The sequence below is a fragment of the Mycobacterium gordonae genome, from assembly GCF_017086405.1.
Lineage (GTDB): Bacteria > Actinomycetota > Actinomycetes > Mycobacteriales > Mycobacteriaceae > Mycobacterium > Mycobacterium gordonae_D.
Genome location: NZ_CP070973.1, coordinates 6,181,901 through 6,206,015 on the forward strand (window position 1 = coordinate 6,181,901; position 24,115 = coordinate 6,206,015).

Below are 24,115 nucleotides of genomic sequence, written 5' to 3' on the forward strand. Positions count from 1 at the left end.
TGCCGAGGGAGTCAGTGGTATGTCATACGTGATCGCAGCGCCGGACATGATGGCAACGGCGGCATCAGATCTGGTCCGCCTCGGGTCGACACTGCAGACCGCCGGCGCCGCCGCGGCCGCACCAACCACCGCACTCGCGGCAGCAGCGGCTGACGAGGTGTCGGCGGCGATCGCCACCGTGTTCAGCACGCACGCCCGGGGCTACCAGACGCTCAGCGCGCAGGCCGCGGCGTTTCACGCCCAGTTCATCCAGGAACTCACCTGCGCGGCAGGCTCCTACGCGATTGCCGACGCCACCGCCGCGTCGCCCCTGCAGGCGGCGGAGCAGCAGATCCTCGGCCTGATCAACGCCCCGACCCAGGCACTGCTGGGTCGCCCGCTGATCGGCAACGGCGCCGACGGTGCGCCCGGCACCGGACAGGACGGCGGGGCCGGGGGGCTGCTGTTCGGCAACGGCGGCAACGGTGGATCCGGCGGTGGGGCACACCCGACCGGCGGCCGTGGTGGCGACGCGGGCCTGTTCGGTTCCGGCGGTAGCGGTGGCCAAGGCGCTCCCGGCGCGACGGGCGGCAGCGGCGGCAACGGCGGACTGTTCTCTGGCAACGGCGGCGCCGGCGGCAGCGGCGGCAACGCCATCGTGGCCGGCGGCAATGGCGGCATGGGCGGAAGCGGTGGATCTGCCGGACTTTTCGGCAACGGTGGGGCGGGCGGTAGCGGCGGACTGGGCGCGGCGGGCGACGACGCCGTCAACCCGAGCGTCCTGCCCGCGGGACCGGCCGCGACGAAGGGCACCGATGCGGTGTTTACCAGCGCGCCAGGTGGCCCCGGGGGTAACGGTGTCAGCAGCCCCACCCTCGGGCAGCCCGGCGGCGAAGGCGGCACCGGTGGAGTGGGTGCGGGAAACACTGCGCTCGGCGGGAGCGGGGGAATCGGCGGCAACGGAGGCGCCGGCGCCGTGGGCGGCACGGGAGGCGCCGGCGGCGCAGCGAATTCAGTTCTGGGGATCAGCATCGGCGGATCCGGTGGCACCGGCGGAGCCGGCGGCGCCGGAGCGGTGGGCGGTACCGGCGGCACCGGAGGCTTAGCCACGGACATCAACGGTCACGCTGTTGGCGGGGCCGGCGGTACGGGCGGGACTGGCGGCGTCGGCGCGGACGGCGGACAGGGTGGCACCGGCGGGATCGCTGTGGGCCTCACCGATATCGGAGGAGGCGGCGGTGCCGGCGGATCGGGCGGCGTCGGGGTCGCCGGCGGGGCCGCCGGGAGCGGAGGCGCGGGGGGAACCGGCGGTCGCGGCGGGTTTCTGATCGGTACCGGCGGCGCCGGCGGCGCCGGCGGCGCCGGCGGGATCGGCGGCATGGGTACCCGGGCGGGCTTCGGCGGCACCGGGGGCGATGGCGGTTTGGCCGTGGTATTGCCGGGCGCCGGCGGCTTCGGGGGGTCGGGTGGCGTTGGTGGCGTCGGTGGCGCCGGCGGCGCCGGCGGTGCGGGAGGGGCCGGTGGTCACGGCGGCCTGCTGATGGGCGATGGCGGCGTGGGCGGCGTGGGAGGTAACGCGGGCGCCGGCGGTGCCGGCGCCCAGGGTGGGCAGGGCGGGGTCGGCGGCAACGGATTTCTCGGCGGCAGCGGTGGAACCGGCGGTGACGGTGGTTCAGGAGGGGCCGGCGGAACGGGCGGAAACGGCGGCGCCGGCGGCGGTGCGGGATTCTTCGGCGCCGCGGGCGCCGCTGCCGCGGGTGGCAGCGCTGGGACGGGTGGCAGCGGCGGCGACTTCGGTGACGGCGGCGCCGGCGGGATCGGCTTCGTTAACCTGGCGAACGGCGCCCCGGGCGGGCCGGGGCAGGCGGGCGCCGATGGCCCGACCGGCAGCGCCGGGCTGCCGGGTTGAGTCGTCAGCGCTCCTTGATCGCCTGCTCCGGGCAGCACTCGATGGCCTCGCGCGTGGCCGCCTCGAATTCCGTTGGCACGTCACTAGTTATCGCCTCGGCATAGCCGTCGTCGGTCAAGCTGAACACTTCCGGGCACAACGTCAGGCACATGCCGTGACCGCGGCACGTCCCGTCGTCGACCCAGACCCTCATGACAGACCCCTCATCCCGCGGTGAACTCCAAATGCAACTCGGTCAACCCACGCAGGATGTAGGTCGGAACGTATTGGTAGCGGCGGTCATTCGCTGGGCCGTGCCGCCGCTCGTCAAGTCTGATGTCCGATGTCCGGTCCAGCAGGCGCTCGAGCGCGACCCGCGTTTCGGCACGCGCCAGCGGGGCGCCTGGGCAGCTGTGAATGCCGCGCCCGAACGACAGGTGCTGCCGGGCATTCTTGCGGGCCGGGTCGAACGTCGCCGGATCCTCGAAGCGGCGCGGATCGCGGTTGGCGGCGGCCTGCAGAACCATCAGCGTGGTGCCTGCCGGTAGGTCGACGCCGCCGACGTTGACCGGCACCCGATTCAGCCGGAAGTCCCCCTTGACCGGGCTTTCGACGCGCAGCGCCTCCTCGATGAAGTTCGGGATCAGGCTGCGGTCCCGCCGCAATTGCTGCTGGAGATCAGAACACTCCGCCAGGATCTGCAACGCCGCGCCCAAGAGTCGCACGGTGGTCTCCTGCCCTGCGGAAAAGACGTTGCTGGCCACACGGGCGACGTCTTCGATCTCCGGTATCGAGCCATCGGGATAGGTGGCGGTCGCCAGGCCGGTCAGCACGTCGTCGCGGGGCTCGCGCCGGCGGTCGCGAACGTAGTCGGAGAACAGACCGTAGAGGAACTCCAGCGGACTGTGGGCCAGCGCTTCTTTGCCGGTGCCCCCGACGCCGCCACCTGAGTTCTGGCGGATGCCCTTGACGAACGAGTCGCGATCTTCCATCGGCACACCCAGCAGGTCGGCGATCACCAGCAGCGTGAACGGGCCGGCGAATCCCTTGATGAACTCTCCCTGCCCCGGCGCCAGGAACTCGTCGAGCACCTGATCGGCCAGCACCCACATGGCATCCTCGTTCTCCTTGAGGCGCTTGGGGGTGATCAGCCGCATCAACAGCGAGCGGTGATTGGTGTGGGTGGGCGGGTCCAGCGTCGGCAGCTGGTCACTGAAGGGCAACTCGTCGCGGTGCTGCTCGATCAACTCGGTGATGTCGGTCTGACCGTCCAACGGCACCGGGAAGCCAGGGAACGGGCCGGTCACCGAAATGCACGAGGAGAAGGTCTGCGCGTCGTTGAGCACCGCGCACGCCTCGTCCCAGCCGGTCACCATCGTGACGCCATGATGCGGTTCGCGGGTTACCGGACACCGCTGGCGCAGCGCCTCGTAGTACGGGTAGGGATCCTCGACAAGCTGGCGGTCACGGAAGAAATCCAGTTCGGTGAAGTCCTCCACCATGGCGTGCTCCGTTTCGAATCTCAGCTAGCGAGAATAAGCTTCTCGGTTACGGATATTACATTTCCACAGCGGGTGCCGAACCGCAACGCCACACCAGCGACGACCACCCGGCGACCGTGGAATTCCCGACGTCACAACATCGGCCTTCCGGCGCCGGAGTCACGGCCGGCGCTGAGGCGGGTCAGGCCGGAAGCAGGTCGGCGGCCACCGACCGGCGGGCCATCAGGCCGCTGCGGAATGTCTCGACCGCACCGATGGTGTCCACCGGCACCGCCGCCGCGGCCAGCGCCGCGGCCTTGAACGTTTGCGCGGCCATGCTCAACCGATGCTGGACCCGCCCCACGCTGTCGTCGAGTTCGACAGGCCAGGTGGTGCCCCAGAGCGTCACTTCGGTGACACCATGGTCGAGGGCCTGCAGGACGCCGGTGCGCACCCGGGGGTCCGAGCCGAGCAGATCCGCGGCGGCCGCCAGGGCCTGCGGACGCGGACGCGTTCCCACCGACGCCAGCACCGATTCGAGGTCGAGCGTCCTGGCCCCCAGGATGTGCAGCGGACGGTCGTCGGGGTCGTCGGTGAGTAGCACCGTGACATCCCAGCCCGCCATCGAACGGTCGAAGAGCCAGCCGCCCGCGAACTTCACGACGTCGACCACGCTGGACGCCACGACGTCGAGCCGGTATCTCATGTCGCGCTCGTCGGGTTGGACGGGGAGAAGTCGCGCGCCAGCGCCTCCGCGTACTCCTTGAACACCTCGGCCAGGGGTATTGAAGGGTCGAGCAGCCATGTCATTTCCATTCCGTGGATGAAGGCGAGGATCTCTACCGCCTTGACGGCGGGGTCTATGTCGGCGCGATATCGGCCGGCGGTCTGCCCGCGGCGGATGCCGGCGGCGACGATCTCGGTGGCTTCCCGCTGCCGGTTCACCAGGCGGTCGTGCAGCGGTGCGTCGGGGGCGATGTTCTCTACCAGCAGCACGGTGAACGTGCCCACCAACTCTGGCTGCCGACTGAAGCGGTCGGCGACCAGCGCGATCTCACCCAGCAGATCAGCGCCCCGGTCGGAGTGCGTGTCGTCGTCGAGGTCGCGCGCATCCAGCACCGCATGCAGCAGCTGTTCCTTGGATTCGAAATGATGCAGCAGGCCCGCCGGGGTCACCCCCGCCTCGCCGGCGATCTGGGCAAGTGTCGTATTGCGCCAGCCGTTGCGCGACAACAGCCGCTGCGCCACCTGCAGAATCCGCTGTTTGCGGTCTTCGCCTTTGGCGAGAAGCGTCTCGTAGGGCCTTACGTCGGGCACCGGATTCCTCGTCGAATCGAATGGGCCGTAACCAACCTAGTGAATACACAGTAGGTTGGATCGGCCAGACGTGGCAAGGCCTCCTCGCGGGCCTGCTGTCAGCTGACCAATTCGACCAGCGTGGCGTTGGCCGTGCCGCCGCCCTCGCACATGGTCTGCAGCCCGAAGCGAATCCCGTTGGCCCGCATATGGTGCACCATGCGCGTCATCAGCACCGCGCCGGACGCGCCCAGCGGGTGGCCCAGCGCGATCGCGCCGCCCAGCGGATTCAAGCGCTCCGGGTCCGCTCCCGTCTCGGCCAGCCAGGCCAGCGGCACCGGCGCGAATGCTTCGTTGACCTCGAACACACCCACCTCGTCGACCCGCACGCCCGACTTGCCCAGCACCTTCTCCGTCGCAGGAATGGGGCCGGTCAGCATCAGCACGGGGTCGGCTCCCGAGACGGCGCCGGCGCGGTAGCGAACGATCGGGGTCAGACCCATCTCCAGCGCGAGTTCTGACGTCGTCACCAACAGCGCGGCGGCGCCGTCGGATATCTGCGAGGAGTTGCCGGCATGGATCACGCCGTCCTCGACGAAAGCCGACTTGAGGCCGGCGAGTTTCGCCGTCGTCGTCCCCCGCCGCACGCCCTCGTCCTGGTGCACCACCAGGGCGTCATCGGCGAACACTGGGACGATCTGCTCGACGAAGGCGCCGCTGTCCTGAGCCGCGGCGGCCAGTTCGTGGGACCGGACCGAGTATTCGTCGAGCCGCGCGCGGGACAGACCCCACTTCCTGGCGATCAGCTCCGCACTGACGCCCTGGTTGAACGAGAAATCGTCATAGCGCGCAGAGACTTTGGGACCGTACGGCATGCCGGTGGCCCGGGCCGCGCCCAGGGGGACGCGGCTCATGACCTCGACGCCGCCGGCCACCACCACATCCTGCTGCCCCGACATCACCGCCTGCACCGCGAAGTCGAGGGCCTGCTGGCTGGACCCGCAGGCGCGGTTGACCGTCGTTCCCGGGATGCTCTCCGGCCAGCCCGCCGCCAGCACCGCGTAGCGGCCGATGTTGGCCGCCTGATCACCGACCTGACTGACGCAGCCCCAGATGACGTCGTCGACCAACTCCGGGCTGACGCCGGCGCGTTCCATCAGTTCGTTGAGGACGACAGCGGACAGGTCGGCGGGATGCACACCCGCGAGCCCGCCGTTGCGCTTGCCCACCGGCGTACGCACCGCCTCGACGATGACCGTTTCGCGCATCTTGTTACTCCGCCTCTCCGTCGCCGAGCGTGACCTCACGGCGGGGAAAACGTGAAAAAGTCGCCGTCAGTTCACATTCGATGGCTACCAACCTACGTCAGTAGCTCCTGGGCAGCTTAAGCGCATGCGATCCCAGGAAATTCAGGATCATCTCCTGGCTGATCGGCGCGATCTTCATCAGCCGGGCCTCGCGGAAGTAGCGGGTGACGTGATACTCCTCGGCATACCCCATGCCACCGTGGGTCTGCAGCGCCCGGTCGGCCGCGGCAAACCCGGCGTCGGCGCACAGATACTTTGCCGTATTCGCTTCGCGCCCACAGGGTTTCCCGTTGTCATACAGCCAGGTCGCCTTGCGCAGCATCAGCTCGGCGGCGTCCAGGCGGGCCAGCGAATCCGCCAGCGGGAACGCGATGCCCTGATTCATCCCGATCGGCCGGCCGAAGACCTCGCGTTCGTTGGCGTACTTCACGGCCTTGTCCAGTGCCACCCGTCCGATGCCGAGCGCCTCGGCCGCGATCAGCATCCGTTCCGGGTTCAGGCCGTCGAGGATGTACTGAAAACCCTTGCCCTCCTGCCCGACCCGGTCCTCGACGGGAACTTCGAGATTGTCGATGAACAGCTCGTTGGAGCTGACAGCGTTGCGGCCCATCTTGGCGATCGACCGGATGTCGACCCGGCTGCGGTCGATATCGGTGAGGAACAGCGTCATGCCGTCGGTCTTCTTGGCGACTTCGTCGTAGGCCTGCGTGCGGGTCAGCAACAGAATCTTGTCGGACTCCATTGCCTTGGAAATCCACACTTTTCGGCCGTTGATGACGTAGTGGTCGCCGGTGCGCTTGGCGAACGTGGTGATGCGCGAGGTGTCCAGCCCCGCACCGGGCTCGGTCACGCCGAAACAGACGTGGGTTTCCCCCGTCGCAACGCTCGGCAGAGTGCGTTGTTTGAGCTCGTCGGAGCCGTGCACCACCACGGGTTGCATGCCGAAGATCGACAGGTGGATGGAGCTCGCGGCGTTCATGGCGCCACCGGACTTGGCGACCTCTTCGAGAAGCAGAGTGGCCTCGGTGATGCCCAATCCGTGCCCGCCGTACTCGGTCGGGATGGTCATGCCCAGCCAGCCGCCGTCGGCGATGGCGCGGTAGAACTCGGTCGGGAATTCGTGCGCCTGGTCTTTTTCCATCCAGTAGTGGTCGTCGAACCTGGCCGCCAACTCGGCCACCGACCGCCGGATCAGCTCCTGATCTTCTGTGAGCTCAAACTCCATCCGCCCGCACCTTTCCTTGCGCGACCAGACGCAAAAGCACCCGAAAATCGCCCGATTTGGGGGCTGTCGCGTCTGCTCGCCGGGGAAAACCTCAGTCCGTGTTGCCGCTGAGCGACTTCGCATTGGCCGCGAACTCAGCGAACGACGAGCCGCCGCGGCTCTCTTTTGCGTGGCCCGCCGCCTTGATGGACACGTCATGCCCTTCGGCGGCCTTGCGCAGCGCTCCGACCGTCGCCTGCTCGGGCGTGATGTGAGTGAACGGGTCGAAGGAGTACCAGCGCATCGCGTTCTGGTGGGTGATCTTGTTGATCTCGTCGTCCGGCACGTTGTTGAGCGACAACACGTCCCACAACTCTTCGGGGGCGCCCGGCCACATCGAGTCGCTGTGCGGGTAATCAGCCTCCCAGCAGATGTTGTCGATGCCGATCATGTCGCGCAGCGCGACGCCCACCTTGTCGCTGATGAAACAGGTGAGGAAGTGCTCGCGGAAGACCTCGGACGGCAACTTCCCTCCGAAGTTCTGGTGCGTCCAGGTCGAGTGCATCTCATAGGTGCGGTCCGCCCGCTCCAGGAAGTAGGGAATCCACCCGGTGCCGCCCTCGGAGAGCGCGATCCTCAAGTCCGGGTACTCCTTGATCGGCCGCGACCACAGCAGGTCCGCGGCGGCCTGCACGATGTTCATCGGCTGCAGCGTGATCATCACGTCCATCGGCGCGTCGGGTGCGGTGATCGCCAGCCGGCCGGAGGACCCGATGTGCACGTTCATCACGGTGTCGGTATCGCACAACGCCTTCCACAGTGGATTCCAGTACTCGTTGTGGAAGCTGGGGTAGCCCATGGCGGCCGGGTTCTCGGTGAAGGTCAGCGCGTGCACACCTTTCTTGGCGACCCGGCGCACCTCGGCGGCGCACGCCTCGGCGTCCCAGATCACCGGAATCGCCATCGGGATGAACCGCGCCGGATAGGCACCGCACCACTCCTCGATGTGCCAGTCGTTGTAGGCCTGCACCAGTGCTATCGAGAATTCCGAGTCGTCGGTGGCGAACAGGCGTCCGGCGAAACCGGGGAAGGACGGAAAACAGATCGAGGCCAGGATCCCGCCGGCATTCATGTCCTTAATGCGCTCGTCGACGTTGTAGCAGCCGGGCCGGATCTCGTCCAGACCGGTGGGCTCGATCCCGTACTCTTCCTTTGGCCGGCCGGCGACCGCGTTGAGGGCCACGTTCGGAATGACGGTGTCGCGGAACTTCCACATGTCCGAGCCGTCCGGATTGTGCACCAGACGCGGAGCGTCGTCCAGATACTTCGACGGCAGGTGATTCTTGAACATGTTGGGCGGTTCGACGGTGTGGTCGTCCACGCTGATCAGGATCATGTCCTCTTTATTCACGGGTCTTCCCTTCTCATTTGATCCACCTGATCGGGTGTATTGAGCAGGCTTCAAGCCGCAGAGCAGAGCCCACCTGCGCCGAGCTCTCTATATTTTGAAAACTATCTTCTCGTGAAGCGAGAATCAACATCCAGCATAGGCGTCCGAGCGGCTGAGCGCCCTTTCCAGGCGTGGCCGGTCACCCTTCGACGGCCACCCTTAGAGCCAGCATTGACCCGTCGTCCGTTTCATGCAAGTCTATTGGTTGGAAATGAGAATATGATTCTCTCTCAGTGAGAGGATGCACCTGAGAAGGGCGATCCGGATGCGCTTACCCCCACTGCCCCCCGAGAAGTGGGATGAGGCTGTCGAAGGGGCGCTGGCCGTTATGCTGCCGCCGGAGCGACGCAATCCGCGCGACGCCTCCAACGTGCTGTCGACGCTGGCCAACCATCCGGTCCTGACCAAGGCGTTCCTCAAATTCAACGTCCACCTCTTGTACTCCTCCACCCTGCCGCCCCGGATCCGGGAACTGGCGATCCTGCGCGTCGCCCACCGGCGCAAGTGCGCATACGAATGGACGCACCACGTCGATCTGGCGAAACGAGAAGGCATCACCGACGCCGAGATCGACGCGGTCCGCCGCGGTGACGGGCCGTTCGATGAATTCGACCGCGCGGTGCTCACTGGCGTCGACGAACTCGACGAACAGTCGCAGTTATCCGACGAGACCTGGGCCACCCTCGGCACCCGACTCGACGACCGTCAGCGCATGGACTACGTCTTCACGGTCGGCTCCTACACGATGCTGGCCATGGCCCTCAACACTTTTGGCGTGCAGCTCGAGACCGACACCGACTTTGACGAGGAGAGGTAACAGTGGCCCACTTCCCCAAACCAGCCGCCGGGAGCTGGACGCAGAACTATCCCGAGCTGGGCACGGCACCCGTGGACTACAGCGACTCGATCGATCCCGCGTTCTTCGAAGCCGAGCGCGACGCGATCTTCAAACGCACCTGGCTCAACGTGGGTCGTGTCGAGCGATTGCCGCGCACCGGCAGCTACTTCACCAAGGAGCTGCCGTCGGCCGGCAGAGGCATGTCGGTGATCATCGTCAAGACCAAGGAGGGATCGGTCAAGGCGTTCCACAACGTCTGCCGACACCGCGGAAACAAGTTGGTGTGGAACGATTTTCCCCATGAGGAGACATCTGGCACCTGCCGGCAGTTCACCTGCAAGTATCACGCATGGCGGTACAGTCTGGACGGCGACCTGACCTACATCCAGCAGGAAGACGAGTTCTTCGACGTCGACAAGAGCGACTACGGGTTGGTGCCGGTGCGCTGCGAGGTGTGGGAAGGCTTCATCTTCATCAACTTCGACCACAACGCTCAGCCACTGGTGGACTATCTCGGACCGATGGGCAAGGGCATCGAGGGCTACCCCTTCCACGAGATGACCGAAACCTATTCCTACCGAGCAGAAGTCGGCAGCAACTGGAAACTGTTCATCGACGCGTTCGCCGAGTTCTACCATGCGCCGGTGCTGCACCAAGGGCAGTACACCAAAGAAGAAGCCGCCAAGATCATGAAGTACGGCTTCGAGGCGCTGCACTACGAGCTGGCCAGCCCGCACGGGATGATCTCGACCTGGGGCGGCCAGGCCCCGCCGGCGGACATGAGCATGGTCAAGCCGATGGACCAGGTCCTGCGCAGCGGGCTGTTCGGTCCCTGGGACAAGCCGGAAGTCATCGCGACGCTCGACGGACTACCACCGGGCGTTAACCCGAAGAAGGTCAAGCAGTGGGGCGTCGACTCCTGGCACTTCTACCCCAATTTCATGCTGCTGATCTGGGAACCGGGCTGGTTCCTGACCTACCACTACTGGCCGACGGCCGTGGACAAACACATCTTCGAGTGCACGCTGTACTTCGTCCCGCCGCGAAATGCCCGGGAGCGCCTGGCGCATGAGCTGGCCGCGGTGACGTTCAAGGAGTACGCGCTGCAGGACGCCAACACCCTGGAAGCGACGCAGACCATGATCGGCACCCGGGTGGTCAACGACTTCCCCTTGTGCGATCAGGAAATTCTGCTGCGCCACCTGCACAAGGTGACCGGTGACTACGTAGCCGACTTCGCGAAGGAGAGCCAGAATGGCAAAGTTACCGTCTGAATTCGCCGACCTGGAACCATATCTGGACTGGGACCTGGCCACCGAGCCCGAACGCTATGCCAAGCGACTGGCCACCACGATGGTTCAGCTGCAGGAGTTTTACGACATTGCCTTCCCGCGCCTGAACGACGTCATCGCCTACTGTGACCAGTACCCGCTGGACGATCTACCCGAGGACGCGCGCACGCTCATGCACCTGATGCAGTCGCTGGTGATGGTCTCGTTTCCGATCGAGGCGTGGAAGCAGCCCCGGGTTCCCGACAGCGGCGCGGCGTGGGTGGAGTGCATCCGGGAACCGGTGATCTGACAGGTGTTGACCCTCAAGGCAGCTGGGCTACTCGATGTCGATGCCGGTGAGATCGTCTCCCCAGGCATCCTGCGGATCGACGGCGACCGCATCGTCGGTGTGGGAGGCAAGCCTGATGGCGACCTGATCGATCTCGGGGACCAGATCCTGTTGCCCGGGTTGATGGACATGGAGGTCAACCTGCTGATGGGTGGCCGCGGCGAGAAGCCGGGTCTGTCCCAGGTGCAGGACGATCCGCCGACCCGGGTGCTGCGCGCCGTGGGCAATGCCCGCCGCACCCTGCGCGCCGGGTTCACCACTGTGCGAAATCTGGGTCTGTTCGTCAAGACCGGCGGATACCTGCTCGACGTGGCACTGGGCAAGGCCATCGACGCCGGCTGGATCGACGGACCGCGCGTTGTGCCTGCCGGACATGCGATTACGCCTACCGGTGGGCACCTGGATCCGACCATGTTCGCGGCCTTCGCGCCGCACGTGCTGGACCTGACGATCGAGGAGGGCATCGCCAACGGCGTCGACGAGATCCGCCGGGCGGTGCGCTACCAGATCAAGCACGGCGCCCAGCTGATCAAGGTGTGCTGCTCCGGCGGGGTCATGTCGCTGACCGGGCCGCCTGGCGCGCAACACTATTCGGACGACGAACTGCGCGCCATCGTCGACGAGGCGCACCGGCGCGGGCTGCGGGTCGCCGCACACACGCACGGCGCCGAGGCCGTCAAACACGCCGTGGCAGCCGGCATCGACTGCATCGAACACGGTTTTCTGATCGACGACGAGGCGATCGCTCTCATGGTCGACAACGGCACCTTCCTGGTCAGCACCCGCCGACTGGCCGAGGGCATGGACGTGTCCCATGCGCCGCCCGAACTTCAGGCCAAGGCCGCCGAGATGTTCCCCAAGTCGCGCACCTCGATCCTGGCGGCGTACCAGGCCGGGGTGAAGATCGCCGTCGGCACCGACGCGCCGGCAATACCGCACGGCCGCAACGCCGATGAACTCGTCACTCTGGTCGAGTGGGGATTGCCGCCGCTGGCCGTGTTGCGCGGCGCGACCGTGACGGCGGCGGAGCTGATCAACTCGACCGACCTCGGGCGCCTGGCCGAGGGCATGCTGGCCGACGTCATCGCGGTGCCTGGAAATCCGTTGCAGGACATCACCGTTACCCGCATGGTGAGCTTCGTCATGAAAGGCGGCAAGGTTTATGCCAACCAGAACTGACGACCTGGTGGAGATCCAGCAGCTGCTCGCCCGGTATGCGGTCACCATCACCCAGGGCGACATCGAAGGACTGATCGGCGTGTTCACCCCTGACGGCACCTACAGCGCTTTCGGCGACACCTACACACTCGACCGGTTCCCGGAGCTGGTCGCCGCCGCACCGAAGGGCCTGTTCATGACAGGCACCTCGCTGGTGGAAGATCTCGACGGCGATACGGCCACCGGCACCCAACCGCTGTGCTTCATCGAACACTCCGCGCACGACATGCGTATCGGCTACTACCGCGACACGTACCTGCGCACCGCCGACGGCTGGCGGCTGAAAACCCGTGCCATGACCTTCATCCGGCGCAGCGGCGTGCACGACTCCGGGCGCCCGCACGCCGTAGGCCGTCCAGCCGGCGACGATGCGGGCCGTGCAACGGCCCGAGGAGGAGCAGGCTAATTGAGCCCGAGTCCGGTGAATGTCGAGGAGTTCCGAGCGGGGCTGTGCGCCTGGCTCGACGAGCACGATTTGACACCTGGACCGGACCATTCCCTGCAGGGCCATATGCGGCAGTTCGCCCGGGTCAGTTCGGCGCTGTACGAGGCTGGGTGGATGCGCTACGGCTGGCCGGTCTCGGTCGGCGGACTGGGCGGGGCGGCACTGCTGCGCGCGATCGTCGGCGAGGAGGTGGTGGGCCGGCGCCTCGCCGAACCCGGTCCTTACTCGATGGTGGAGGTCCTGGCGCCCACCATGATCGATTACGCGCCGACCGAACTCGCGGCCGAGATGGTGCCGCGGCTGCTCAGCGGTCGCGAGCAGTGGTGCCAGGGCTTCTCCGAACCGGGCTCCGGCAGCGACCTGGCGTCGTTGACGACGCGTGCGGTCCCCGACGGCGACAACTGGATCGTCAACGGGCAGAAGGTCTGGACCAGCTACGCCCAGTTCTCCACCCGGTGTGTCCTGCTCACCCGCACCGCGCCGGGTCATGACGGCATCACCGCATTCTTTGTCGACCTGGATACACCGGGCATCACCGTGCGCCCATTGCGCACTATGCACGGCGTCGACGAATTCTGCGAGGTCTACTACGACGATGTGGTCATCCCGTCCAGCCGCATGCTCGGCAGGCCCGGCGACGGCTGGCGGCTCGCGATGAATCTGTTGCCCTACGAACGCTCAACCTGCTTCTGGCAGCGGATCGCCTACCTGTACTCGAGATTCGACGCATTGATCGCCGAGGCGACCGAACCGGACGAGTCTGCCTTGGGCGCAGCGTATCTCGCACTGCATACGCTGCGCTGCCGATCCCGCGCCACCCAGCACCGGTTGGCCGACGGGGCGCGGCTCGGACCGGACACCTCGGTCGACAAGGTGCTGCTGGCCGGTGCCGAACAAAAGCTCTACGACGCGGTCCGCGACCTGTTGCCCGGCACGCTGGAGTTGGACGACACAGCCTGGCGTCCGGAGTACCTCTACTCGCGGGCGGCGACCATCTACGGCGGGACAGCCGAGATCCAGCGCAACATCATCGCCCGCCGGCTGCTCGACCTCGGGAAGGAGTGACGTGGATTCCGAGCTGGCGCTGCTGGCCGATTCATTGCGGACGGTGATGACGACGTCGCCGTCCGGCGCCGCCCTGGACGCTGCCCTGACTGAGCTCGGCTGGCTCGACATGCTCGACGAAATGCCGGAAACCGCAATCCCTCTGGTATTCCGTCTGCTCGGCGAGACCGGCGCGCACGCGCCCGTGCTCAACGACGTCGTGTTGCGTGACGGCAGCCACCCGGTGCCGCTGCCCTACGCCGGCGGTTCCTGGGTGGTCTGGGAGCGTGCCGACAGCGCGACTCCGGCGATGGATGAGGAGCTCCCCTTGCACCGGGTTCCGACCGGGGATGCCGTCCCGCTGCGTGCGGGACGGCAGGCAGTGGGCTGGTGGCTCGTCGGCACCAGCCGGGCCATGCTGTCGCTGGCCCGCCGGCATGCACTGGACCGGGTCCAATTCGGCCGCTCCATAGCTTCTTTCCAGGCGGTGCGACACCGGCTCGCCGAGACGCTGGTCGCCATCGAGGGCGCTGAAGCCACTTTGCAGGCCGCTACCGATCAGCCGAATGAGTTCGCGTTTCTACTGGCCAAGGCGGCGGCGGGCCAGGCGGCGCTGACCGCCGCGCGGCACAGCCAGCAGGTACTCGGGGGCATCGGCTTCACCGCCGAGCATGCCTTGCACCGCCACGTCAAGCGCGCTCTTGTGCTTGAAGGGCTGCTGGGCAGCTCACGGGAGCTGACCAGGGAAGCTGGGGCGCATATCAAGGCGGTGGGCTCAGCGCCCCGGCTCGTCCACCTCTGACGAGCTGACGCCGAGTGTGAACCGTACGACGCGACACGCCGTTGTGGCGTCGTGGGATTCACGCCCGGGGCAGGCGGAGTCTAGTTGCGCGGCATCCCCAGTACCCGCTCGGCGATGATGTTGCGCTGGATCTCCGACGTGCCGCCGGCGATGGTCCCGGCGAAGCTGCGGGCGTACCGGTCGAACCAGCTGCCGTAGTGCGCGTCGAGGTTCAGTGGCGCGAACGGCGCCGTCATCGCGGGGTGAACAAGGCCCGCAGCCCCCTTGGCGTTCAACGCGTCTTCAGAGGCACGCTGGACCGCCTCCGACCCGAGCAGTTTCAACACCGATTGGCCCGGCACGTCCTCTTCCCCGCGCGCGGCCTTGGCCAGCGTCACCGACCCGAGCAGTCGCATTGCCCAGGCGTCCATCACCAGGGTGGCGTACCGATCCCGTTCCAACACCCCGCTCGGCGTGAAATCTGTTGTCTGTTGGTCCAATAGGTTGGCGTAGTCGAGCCACAGCATGGCGCGCTCGTGACCGAGCGCCCCGGTCGCCACCCGCCAACCACCGTCCAGATCACCGACCAGGTTGTCGGCCGGTACCCGGGCGTCGGTGAAGAACACCTCGTTGAATTCGACGTCGTCGTGGTCGCACACCGACGCGAACGGCCTGCGCACCACACCCGGTGTGTCGGTGGGAATCAGCAATACGCTGATCCCCTTGTGCTTCGGCACGTCGGGATTGGTGCGCACGAATGTCAGCAGCACGTCGGCGTCGTGCGCGCCCGAGGTCCACACCTTCTGTCCGTTCACCACGAAGTAGTCGCCTTGCGAATCGGAATGGCGCACCGCCCGGGTCTTCAGCGACGCCAGATCCGAACCGGCGCCGGGTTCGCTCATCCCCAGCGACGCAGTGATCTCCGCCCGCAGGATTCGCACCGCCCACTGCTGCTTTTGTTCCGTGGTCCCGAACGACAGCAGGGAAGCCGCGATGATCCCCACGCCCTGGGGGTTGAAACTGCGGTAGATCCGACGCCGTGCCATCTCGTCTGCGTGCACGTACTGCTGCAACAACGTCGCGTTGCGCCCACCGAATTCGGGTGGATTTCCGGGTAACAGCCAACCGTTGTCGAACAGCAGACGCTGCCAGCGGGCCGCCCACTCCGGCACCTGCGAGCACGAGGTCGGCCGCACCACACCCTGGGCCTCGTCGGGTAGATGCTCGTCGAGAAACGCGACGAATTCGGCGCGGAATGCCTCGACATCGGCATCAAAAGTCAGCTGCACAAAATCTCCTCGCTGCTTCTCCCGGCTCCCGGCGTTGCGCTCTCACGAATGCGCTTCCCAAACACCTGTGCAAGAGAATATTATTCTCTTCGTGAGGAAGTTACAATCTCCAAGACATCGTCGGTGAGGAGGTCGAGCGCAGCTATGGCCCGACGTTCTCCGGTACAGTCCAACCATGTTCCCTCCTCGCGGCAATCTTCTGAGCCGCCCGTGACTAGCCCGGGCGAAGAGCCTGCGTGGAAACAGCGGGCCGTCGAGCGATCCATCAAGACCGCGAAACTGCGCGCGGCGCAACGCGTCCAGCGCTTCCTGGATGCGGCCCAGGCCATCATCATCGAGAAGGGCAGCACGGACTTCACTGTGCAGGAGGTCGTCGACCGGTCCCGCCAGTCGTTGCGCAGCTTCTACCTGCAGTTCGACGGCAAGCACGAGTTGTTGCTCGCGCTGTTCGAGGACGCGCTGAGCCGTTCTGCCGACCAGATTCGGGCCGCGACGGAAAGTCACACCGATGCGCTGGAGCGGCTCAAAGTCGCGGTCGAACTGCTGTATGAGGCCTCCCGTCCAGACCCGACGGCCAGGCGACCGCTGTTCACCGACTTTGCGCCGCGGTTACTGGTGACACATCCGGCAGAGGTCAAGATCGCCCATGCCCCATTGCTGGCTTTGCTCACCGAACTGATGGAAGCCGCCTGCGACGCCGGGAAGCTGCGCGGCGGCGTCAACCCCAAGCGGATGGCCGCGATGACCATGCAAACGGTGATGTTCATCGCACAATCCAGCGGCGGCTCCGACGAAGCCACGGTCCACCCCATCAGCGCCGACGAGGTGTGGGATTTCTGCTCTCGTGGATTCGCCGGCAACTAGTTTCGGCCCGCTTTTTCTCCGACGAGCGAATATCGCACATCCACGGCCGCGTGAGAACGTTCTTCTCGGCTTAGAAGAACCGAAAATAGCAGAAACGGATTCCGCGTTGACACTCGTTGGTGGGGGATGACAGAGTTCTTGAGACGGCATGCTCGCGCCCCCCGGCCGAAACGGGGCCGCGCGTAACCGGCGAGAGGGCGATTACCCGTGACAGTAAGCGCGGCCAGCGACGTCTATTTCGATCCCTACGATGTCGAGCTCAACGCTGACCCCTACCCGATGTTCGCGCGGCTGCGCGAGGAGTCGCCGCTGTACTACAACGAGCAGCACGACTTCTATGCGCTGAGCCGTTTCGCCGACGTCGACAACGCGATCGTCGACTACCAGACGTTCAGCTCCGCCCGCGGCGCGATCCTCGAACTGATTCGGGCCAATCTTGAAATGCCGCCGGGCGTGCTCATTTTCGAGGACCCGCCCGTCCACGATATCCACCGCAAGCTGTTGTCGCGCATGTTCACTCCGCGCAAGATCAGCGACCTGGAACCCAAGATCCGCGAATTCTGCGCACGCAGCCTGGATCCGCTGGTCGGCGCCGGAAGATTCGACTTCGTCAACGACCTCGGCGCCCAGATGCCGATGCGGGTCATCGGGATGCTGCTGGGTGTCCCGGAGGAAGACCAGGAAGCCGCGCGCGACTTCGCCAATGCACAGATGCGCACCGAGGCCGGCAAGCCGATGGAGTTCTCGGCCGAAACCATGCTCAACGGTGAGTTCTTCGGTCAGTACATCGACTGGCGGGCACAGCACCCATCCAACGACATCATGACCGAGTTGCTCAACGCGGAGTTCGAGGATGAGACGGGAACCCTTCGGCGGATGCGGCGTGACGAGCTGTTGACCTACGTCACCGTCGTCTCGGGCGCCGGAAACGAAACCACTACCAGGCTGATCGGTTGGGCGGGAAAGGTTTTGGCCGACCACCCGGATCAGCGTCGCGCGCTGGTGGAGAATCCGGCGTTGATTCCCGCGGCGGTCGAGGAGTTGCTGCGTTACGAGCCACCGGCGCCGCACGTGGCCCGGTATGTCACCCGCGATGTCGACTACTACGGCCAACGGGTGCCCGAAGGCAGCGTGATGATGATGCTGATCGGCGCGGCGAACCGCGACCACCGCCAATTTCCGCCCGACGGCGATGTTTTCGACATCCGCCGGGAGCCCCGCCAGCACCTGACGTTCAGCGTCGGCACTCACTACTGTCTCGGCTCCGCGCTGGCCCGACTCGAGGGCCGGATCGCGCTCGAGGAGATTCTCAAGCGGTTTCCCGAATGGGATGTCGACATTGCCGAGGCCACACTCTCCCCGACGTCGACCGTGCGGGGCTGGGAGTCCATGCCGGCCATATTCGGCTGAGAAACGCAGGAGGGAAACATGACTGGACGTGTAGAAGGCAAAGTCGCCTTTGTCACCGGGGCGGCGCGAGGGCAGGGACGCAGCCATGCGGTGCGCCTGGCCGAGGAAGGCGCCGACATCATCGCCGTCGACGTGTGCAAGCCGATCGTCAAGAACACCACCATCCCGGCATCGACGCCCGAAGACCTGGCCGAGACCGCCGACCTGGTCAAGGGTCTCAATCGCCGAATCGTCACGACCGAAGTCGATGTGCGCGACTTCGGCGCGCTCAAGGCCGCGGTGGACAGCGGTGTGGAGCAGTTGGGGCGACTGGACATCGTCGTCGCCAACGCCGGTATCGGCAACGGGGGTGACACCCTGGACAAGACCAGCGAATACGACTGGCAGGAGATGATCGACGTCAACCTGTCCAGCGTCTGGAAGTCGGTGAAAGCCGCCGTGCCGCATATCTTGGCGGGCGGCAGGGGCGGCTCGATCATCCTGACCAGCTCGGTGGGCGGCCTCAAGGCGTACCCGCAGTGCGGCAGCTACGTCGCCGCCAAGCATGGCGTCGTGGGCATCATGCGCTCCTTCGCTGTCGAGTTGGGGCAGCACATGATTCGCGTCAACTCGGTGCATCCCACACATGTCGCCACCCCGATGCTGCACAACGACGGCACCTTCAAGATGTTCCGGCCCGACCTGCAGAATCCGGGACCGGACGACATGGCGCCGATCTGCCAGATGTTCCACACCCTGCCGATCCCCTGGGTGGAACCGCGCGACATCAGCAACGCGGTGCTTTTCTTGGCCTCCGATGAATCCCGGTACATCACCGGCGTCACCCTGCCGGTGGATGCGGGCGGCTGCCTGAAATAGGGTCCGTCCTGTGGACGGACACTTGTCAGATTTTGACGGACGCGGGGCGGTCATCACCGGGGGCGCGAGCGGGATCGGCTTGGCCACCGCCACCGAGCTGGCCGGCCGCGGAGCCCGGGTGGTACTCGCCGACGTCGACCAACCGGGCCTGGAATTGGCGGTCACTCACCTGCGCGGCCAGGGCTTCGAAGCCCACGGAGTGATGTGCGACGTCCGCCATCTCGATGAGGTGGTGCGCCTGGCCGATAAGGCGTTCCGGTTACTCGGCCAGGTGGACATCGTCTTCAGCAACGCCGGCATCGTGGTCGCCGGCCCGATCGCTGAGATGACGCACGAGGACTGGCGCTGGGTGATCGACATCGATCTGTGGGGTTCGATCCACGCCGTCGAGGCGTTTCTGCCGCGGTTGCTCAAGCAGGGCAACGGCGGCCACATCGCGTTCACCGCCTCCTTCGCCGGCTTGGTGCCCAACGCCGGGCTCGGGGCGTACGGCGTTGCCAAGTACGGCGTGGTGAGCCTGGCGGAGACCCTGGCGCGGGAGGTGAAGGGCAATGGCATCGGAGTGTCGGTGCTGTGCCCGATGGTGGTGGAGACCAAGCTGGTGTCCAACTCCGAACGGATCCGGGGCGCGGACTACGGCCTGGCGTCGACGCCCGATGTGACCGGATCGCTCGGGCCGCTGCCGGAACAGGACGAGACGCTGGGTGTCACTGCGCTGGCCCGGCTGACCGCCGACGCGATCCTGGCCAATCGCCTATACATCCTTCCGCACGAGGCGTCCCGGGCGTCGATCCGGCGCCGGTTCGACCGCATCGACCGGACTTTCGACGAACAGGCCGCCGAAGGCTGGCACCACTGAAGCTCCGCGAGCAGACGCAAAGGCAACCAAATCGCCGGCGTGTCGGGCGCTTTTGCGTCTGCTCGCGCTAACTGGGGCCCAAGCGATAGTGGCCGGTCTGCGCGTCGTGGTACCAGCCGCCCGCGGCGTGTGTGCCACCGTCGACGTGCAGGGTCTGCCCGGTGATGTATGTGGACATGTCCGAGGCGAGAAACACCGCCGTGCTTGCAGTTTCGTCGACGTGGCCGGGCCGCCCCCACGGCACTACGGCACCCATGGCAGCCGTGGCAGCCGTGGCAGCCGAGGCGCCGGTGGCACCCTCTCCGCCCAGCTCGGCCAGACCCTCGGTCAGGGTGATGTCGGGCGCTATCGCGTTGACCCGGATACCATGCGGCGCCAGCTCGAGCGCGGCGGTTTTCGTGTAGTTGATGACGCCGGCTTTTGCGGCGGCGTAGGCCGCGTAACCGGGCGCGGCCCGCACCCCCTCGATCGAGGTGACCGCGATGATGCTGCCTGGCAGCCCGTCGGCCACCAGCTGCCGCGCGACCCGCTGCGTGCAGAGCAACACATGCCGCAGATTAGCGCGATACAAAGCGTCCCAGCCATTTTCGCTGGTATCCAGCAGCGGTGAGGAGAACACACCGCCGGCATTGTTGACCAGGATGGTCGGCGTCCCCAATTCCGCCATCGTCCGTGCCAGCGCCGCGTCGACCTGGTCACTGTCCCGCACATCGGTCGGGATTGCCAGCGCACCAATCTCTTCCGCGGTCCGGGCGCAGGAGTCGGGGTTGCGCTCCCAGATGGCCACCCGGGCTCCGAATGCCGCGAAGCCCGAGGCGATTCCGCGCCCGATGCCCGCTCCCCCACCGGTGACCACCGCTACCCGGTCGGTCAGCAGAATGTCAGCCGGTGCGATCGCCATGTCGCCTCCCACCGCGAGCGCCATCAAGAGTCATGACGGGCTCCGGCCGATCACACCGTCGGCTTCCAAACCGGCAATCTCCGATTCGGTAAGGCCCAACTCCGCCAACAACTCCCGATTGTGTTGCCCCAGCAACGGCGCCGGCTGCGTGTGAAATCGGCACGGGCCGCCGGACAGTCGCATGGGCACGCTGCTGAGCCTAGCCGGGCCGCACACCGGATGATCGACGACTTCGAAGAAGCCCCGCGCCGTGAGCTGGTCCAACTCCGTCTGCCGGTGCGGTTGCATGACCTTCGCGACCGGCACACCGGCATCCCACAAGGTGGCCACGATCTCGTCCCGCGTGCGACCCGCACACCACTGCGCCAGGCGCGCATCGATGAGATCCTCCTGCGCACGCCGGCCGTCCGCCGTGGCGCATGCGAGATCGGTTGCCCAGGAAGGTGACCCGAGTGCGCGTCCCAACTGGACCCACTGCTCGTCGGTGGCCACCGCGATGGCAACCCAGCTGTCGAGGCGCCCGAACTCGTCGATGTCGGCACTTAGATACAGATTCTGCGGCGCGGCCGTCGGTCCCCGGTTGCCGGCCCGCTGCAGCAGAGCCCCGTACGCGGAGAATTCGATCACCTGCTCGGCCGCGATGTTCAGGGCCGCATCCACCATAGCCGCCTCCACCATCACCCCCTGTCCGGTGCGACGTCGGTGCTCCAGCGCCAGAAGCAGCGCGTTGAGCGCATGAATTCCGGCGTTGGGATCGCCCACGGAGTAGGGCTCGAACGGCGTGCGGTCGGGATAGCCCGTCAGCCAGCTCAAGCCCGACGCCGACTCGATGACGTAGGCGAACGCCGGGTTGTCGCGCCAAGGTCCGTCCAATCCGAAGCCAGGCATCCGCAACAGGATCGCCTCGGGCCGAACCGCCTGCACCGCAGCAAAATCCAGGCCGATCTGATCGAGTACACGGGGGGTGAAGTTCTCCGCAATGACATCGCAGGTACCGATCAGCCGGAGCAGCAGTTCTCTCCCCCGCGAACGCTGCAGGTCCAGGGTCAGGCCCTTCTTGTTGGTGTTGAGCGCCGCGAAGATCGGCGACTTCTCCCACCACTGCTCCTCGGTGGTCGGGATGCCGGCGATGAGCCGGGTACCGTCCGGGCGGCGGGTCGATTCGATGTGGATCACCTCGGCGCCGAGCATCGCCAGCAGATGGGTGCACGACGGCCCCGCCCAGAACGCGGTCATGTCCAGCACCCGCAGGCCGGCGAGCGGCAATCCCATTGCGGGCAGGGACGATACGGCGCGTGGCGCCGGGCACGCCGCACGGTAGTGCGCGGTGTGCTCCCCCAGCTGGGGCGCCGCCCCAGGTTCCCGCAACTGCGCCGGCCGCATCCGGTACGGATGGCCCGGCTGCTGGTATCCGTCGCGGGGATTGCGCAGGAACGACCCCCGCTCGACGAAGTGGTCCAGCGAGACGATGTTGGCGCCGTTGGCCACCGGGGCGTTGGGTATCCGGAACGCGGTAGCCAATTCACGGATCTCGTCGTCCGGGTGATTGCGCACCCATTCGTAGATGTCGTCGGCGTAGACGTTGGCAAGCTCGGTGATCGACAACGGAGATTCTTCGTCGATCCACTCGGGGTGACCGACCATCGCGCACAGGTCGAACCACTGTTGTGCGGTACCACAGCCGAGGTCGACCAGGCCGTCCTGCGCTTCGGCCACGCCGGGGACGGTGAGGCGCCGGGCGTCCCGCCACGGCCGGCCTAGCATCTCGAAATACGTCACCGGATAGTAAGTCAGCCCGAGGATCTGGGTCTCCAGCATCGACAGGTCGACGAGCTGGCCCTGACCGCGGCCACCGTGGAGCACGGCCAGGATCGCGGCACTCGCGTAGGCGCCGGCGAGGTACTCGCCGACCTGACCGCCGACGAACACCGGGGCGCGCTCTGCCACACCGCGCCCCAGGCCGACGATCCCACCGGACCATGCCTGCAGGGTGAACTCGGTGGCAGGACGGTCCCGCCAGGGGCCGTGCAAACCGAACGGGGTGATCGACGCAACCACCAGGTGCGCCCACCGTTCCCGCATCGCGTGAGGCGAGAACCGCTCGGCCACGGTGGATCCCGACGACCACACCACCGCGTCCGCCCCGTCCAACAACCGTCCGACGAGCTCGGCGTCCGCGTCCGGATCGGCGACCACACCGTGCTTGGACCCGGCCAGGAAGTTGAACAACGCGCCATCACCGGACGGGTCTGACCGTGACGCCGACCATGACCGGAGCCAGTCGCCCTCCGGTGACTCGACCTTAACGACGACGGCACCGCCGTCGGCGAGCAGCTTGGTGCAGTAGGCGCCCGCGATCCCGGAGGACAGGTCGATCACGGTGTAACCGGACAACGGCGGTAGCGTCACTACTCCTTGGCCTTCCGGGCTTTTCGCCGCGCCTTCTTGCTCAACCTCCACTCCGGTGGGTACCTGTCGTCGTTGGCCTTGACGGCGTCGCCGAGTCCGCGGCCTATGGCGTCGTCGAGCAGGAAGTCGTCGCCGTCGGCCCGCACCATGCCACCGGTGGACTCGAAGAAGCCGCTGAGCAGGCTGCCCATGTACTCGCCCTGGAACTGCTTCATGATCTCGAAGAACGTCTTCTGCATGAACACGGTGTCGGTGGGACGATTGCGGGCGCAGGCCAGCGCGTACTTGTCCACCTCGGCCGCCACCCGCGCCCGTGGCACCACACTGTTGAGGAAGTTGCAGTCATACATCTCGGTGGCGGTGAACGCCCGCCCGGTGAAGACCATCTCTTGAAACTTCCGAATTCCCATGGTCTGCGCCCACCACCACATCCGTGGTCCCCAGCCGTAGTACCGGAACGACGGATGGCCGAAAAGCGCGTCTTCGGAGGCTATTACCAGGTCGGCGTCGGCGGCCTGGTAGAAGTGCCAGCCGTAGCAATAGCCCTTGACCTCGAGGATCGAGATCTTCTTGAAGTCCTGCAGCCCGCGAATCCCCGAGTTCGGGTTGGCATACCACTGCCCCACCGACGCACCGTGCCGGAACGATTCCCGCGGCGGGTAGGTGACGTCACCGGCGCCTACCCGGAACTCCGCCAACAGCGGTCCCGGATCGTCAGAATCCTTGGTCCGCAATAATTCTTCGAGATCGGCACCGGATCCCAGGTCGTCACCCGCGCCGCGGATCACCACGACCTTGACGTCGTCGTCGATGGCGGCCCGGTGCAGCAGGTACGCGTACCGGTGCCGCGCGGCAATGGTCGGCGCGTTCAGATACTCGGGGCGGTCGAATGTGATGGTGGCAATGCGTGTGTCAGCGTCCTTCTGGTACCGAGTTATCTTCTTGGCCTGCGGATCCGGCCTTGAGGCCATGAC

The 24,115-nt window shown here is 66.5% G+C and carries 23 protein-coding genes; 12 read left to right on the forward strand and 11 right to left on the reverse strand.

Translation table 11 applies throughout. The features are described 5' to 3' along the window. Window positions 1-19: 19 nt before the first annotated feature. Window positions 20-1,888, forward strand: coding sequence for a PE family protein (locus tag JX552_RS26440; protein ID WP_205874742.1), 1,869 nt, complete (start codon window positions 20-22; stop codon window positions 1,886-1,888). A 4-nt stretch (window positions 1,889-1,892) separates the two neighbouring features. Here the strand turns inward: JX552_RS26440 and JX552_RS26445 are convergent, their stop codons facing one another. The 7 genes from JX552_RS26445 to JX552_RS26475 all read right to left on the reverse strand — a co-directional run bounded on the left by JX552_RS26445 (window position 1,893) and on the right by JX552_RS26475 (window position 8,566). Further along, window positions 1,893-2,081: a ferredoxin gene (locus JX552_RS26445; protein WP_205874743.1), complete on the reverse strand. Its 189-nt coding sequence runs from the start codon at window positions 2,079-2,081 to the stop codon at window positions 1,893-1,895. Window positions 2,082-2,091: 10 nt separating this feature from the next. Beyond that, window positions 2,092-3,369: a cytochrome P450 gene (locus tag JX552_RS26450; protein ID WP_205874744.1), complete on the reverse strand. Its 1,278-nt coding sequence runs from the start codon at window positions 3,367-3,369 to the stop codon at window positions 2,092-2,094. Window positions 3,370-3,550: 181 nt separating this feature from the next. Continuing rightward, window positions 3,551-4,054: a hypothetical protein gene (locus JX552_RS26455; RefSeq protein WP_205874745.1), complete on the reverse strand. Its 504-nt coding sequence runs from the start codon at window positions 4,052-4,054 to the stop codon at window positions 3,551-3,553. Next, window positions 4,051-4,665 carry a TetR/AcrR family transcriptional regulator gene (locus JX552_RS26460; protein ID WP_205874746.1) on the reverse strand — a complete coding sequence of 205 codons (615 nt, stop codon included), beginning with the start codon at window positions 4,663-4,665 and terminating at the stop codon, window positions 4,051-4,053. The genes JX552_RS26455 and JX552_RS26460 overlap by 4 nt, the downstream gene beginning before the upstream one ends. 98 nt (window positions 4,666-4,763) lie before the next feature. After that, entirely contained in the window at window positions 4,764-5,912 is a 1,149-nt protein-coding gene (locus JX552_RS26465; RefSeq protein ID WP_205874747.1) for a thiolase family protein, read from the reverse strand. A gap of 97 nt (window positions 5,913-6,009) precedes the next feature. After that, the gene (locus JX552_RS26470) at window positions 6,010-7,176 is read right to left on the reverse strand and encodes an acyl-CoA dehydrogenase family protein (RefSeq protein WP_205874748.1); all 1,167 of its coding nucleotides are present in this window, start codon (window positions 7,174-7,176) and stop codon (window positions 6,010-6,012) included. Window positions 7,177-7,267: 91 nt separating this feature from the next. Then, a complete protein-coding gene (locus tag JX552_RS26475) occupies window positions 7,268-8,566 on the reverse strand; it encodes an amidohydrolase family protein (protein ID WP_205874749.1) in 1,299 nt (432 codons plus the stop codon). Between the two features lie 304 nt (window positions 8,567-8,870). Between JX552_RS26475 and JX552_RS26480 the strand changes: the two genes are divergently transcribed. Genes JX552_RS26480 through JX552_RS26510 form a run of 7 tightly spaced genes read left to right on the forward strand, consistent with a single transcriptional unit; the run spans window position 8,871 to window position 14,572 of the window. Next, on the forward strand, window positions 8,871-9,422 hold the full coding sequence (locus tag JX552_RS26480) for a carboxymuconolactone decarboxylase family protein (protein WP_205874750.1): 552 nt from the start codon (window positions 8,871-8,873) through the stop codon (window positions 9,420-9,422). 2 nt (window positions 9,423-9,424) lie between these two features. Beyond that, on the forward strand, window positions 9,425-10,717 hold the full coding sequence (locus tag JX552_RS26485; protein WP_205874751.1) for an aromatic ring-hydroxylating oxygenase subunit alpha: 1,293 nt from the start codon (window positions 9,425-9,427) through the stop codon (window positions 10,715-10,717). Further along, complete coding sequence (locus tag JX552_RS26490; protein ID WP_205874752.1) at window positions 10,698-11,024, forward strand: hypothetical protein; 327 nt, start codon at window positions 10,698-10,700, stop codon at window positions 11,022-11,024. Before JX552_RS26485 ends, JX552_RS26490 begins: the two co-directional genes overlap by 20 nt. Window positions 11,025-11,027: 3 nt before the next feature. Next, the gene (locus JX552_RS26495; RefSeq protein ID WP_205874753.1) at window positions 11,028-12,242 is read left to right on the forward strand and encodes a metal-dependent hydrolase family protein; all 1,215 of its coding nucleotides are present in this window, start codon (window positions 11,028-11,030) and stop codon (window positions 12,240-12,242) included. Next, on the forward strand, window positions 12,226-12,687 hold the full coding sequence (locus JX552_RS26500) for a nuclear transport factor 2 family protein (RefSeq protein WP_205874754.1): 462 nt from the start codon (window positions 12,226-12,228) through the stop codon (window positions 12,685-12,687). The genes JX552_RS26495 and JX552_RS26500 overlap by 17 nt, the downstream gene beginning before the upstream one ends. Before the next feature lie 15 nt (window positions 12,688-12,702). Beyond that, the gene (locus JX552_RS26505) at window positions 12,703-13,791 is read left to right on the forward strand and encodes an acyl-CoA dehydrogenase family protein (protein WP_205878702.1); all 1,089 of its coding nucleotides are present in this window, start codon (window positions 12,703-12,705) and stop codon (window positions 13,789-13,791) included. A gap of 46 nt (window positions 13,792-13,837) precedes the next feature. Next, window positions 13,838-14,572: an acyl-CoA dehydrogenase family protein gene (locus JX552_RS26510; RefSeq protein WP_205878703.1), complete on the forward strand. Its 735-nt coding sequence runs from the start codon at window positions 13,838-13,840 to the stop codon at window positions 14,570-14,572. An 80-nt stretch (window positions 14,573-14,652) separates the two neighbouring features. On the opposite strand, the gene JX552_RS26515 is transcribed toward JX552_RS26510, so the two are convergent. After that, window positions 14,653-15,840 carry an acyl-CoA dehydrogenase family protein gene (locus JX552_RS26515; protein WP_205874755.1) on the reverse strand — a complete coding sequence of 396 codons (1,188 nt, stop codon included), beginning with the start codon at window positions 15,838-15,840 and terminating at the stop codon, window positions 14,653-14,655. A 210-nt stretch (window positions 15,841-16,050) separates the two neighbouring features. Here JX552_RS26515 and JX552_RS26520 point away from each other — a divergent pair, with 210 nt between their 5' ends. From JX552_RS26520 to JX552_RS26535, 4 genes are all read left to right on the forward strand, one after another. After that, the gene (locus tag JX552_RS26520) at window positions 16,051-16,704 is read left to right on the forward strand and encodes a TetR/AcrR family transcriptional regulator (RefSeq protein WP_205874756.1); all 654 of its coding nucleotides are present in this window, start codon (window positions 16,051-16,053) and stop codon (window positions 16,702-16,704) included. Window positions 16,705-16,911: 207 nt separating this feature from the next. Then, window positions 16,912-18,114 (forward strand): cytochrome P450, encoded by a 1,203-nt coding sequence (locus JX552_RS26525; RefSeq protein ID WP_205874757.1) that lies wholly within the window; start codon window positions 16,912-16,914, stop codon window positions 18,112-18,114. Between the two features lie 18 nt (window positions 18,115-18,132). Further along, a complete protein-coding gene (locus tag JX552_RS26530; RefSeq protein WP_205874758.1) occupies window positions 18,133-18,972 on the forward strand; it encodes a mycofactocin-coupled SDR family oxidoreductase in 840 nt (279 codons plus the stop codon). Window positions 18,973-18,994: 22 nt separating this feature from the next. Then, complete coding sequence (locus JX552_RS26535; RefSeq protein WP_205874759.1) at window positions 18,995-19,831, forward strand: SDR family NAD(P)-dependent oxidoreductase; 837 nt, start codon at window positions 18,995-18,997, stop codon at window positions 19,829-19,831. A 67-nt stretch (window positions 19,832-19,898) separates the two neighbouring features. On the opposite strand, the gene JX552_RS26540 is transcribed toward JX552_RS26535, so the two are convergent. The 3 genes from JX552_RS26540 to JX552_RS26550 are packed head-to-tail and all read right to left on the reverse strand — an operon-like array spanning window position 19,899 to window position 24,112. Continuing rightward, on the reverse strand, window positions 19,899-20,732 hold the full coding sequence (locus JX552_RS26540; RefSeq protein WP_205874760.1) for an SDR family NAD(P)-dependent oxidoreductase: 834 nt from the start codon (window positions 20,730-20,732) through the stop codon (window positions 19,899-19,901). A 30-nt stretch (window positions 20,733-20,762) separates the two neighbouring features. Continuing rightward, the gene (locus JX552_RS26545; RefSeq protein ID WP_205874761.1) at window positions 20,763-23,141 is read right to left on the reverse strand and encodes a CaiB/BaiF CoA transferase family protein; all 2,379 of its coding nucleotides are present in this window, start codon (window positions 23,139-23,141) and stop codon (window positions 20,763-20,765) included. Continuing rightward, window positions 23,141-24,112: an enoyl-CoA hydratase/isomerase family protein gene (locus JX552_RS26550; RefSeq protein ID WP_205874762.1), complete on the reverse strand. Its 972-nt coding sequence runs from the start codon at window positions 24,110-24,112 to the stop codon at window positions 23,141-23,143. The genes JX552_RS26545 and JX552_RS26550 overlap by 1 nt, the downstream gene beginning before the upstream one ends. Window positions 24,113-24,115 lie beyond the last annotated feature (3 nt).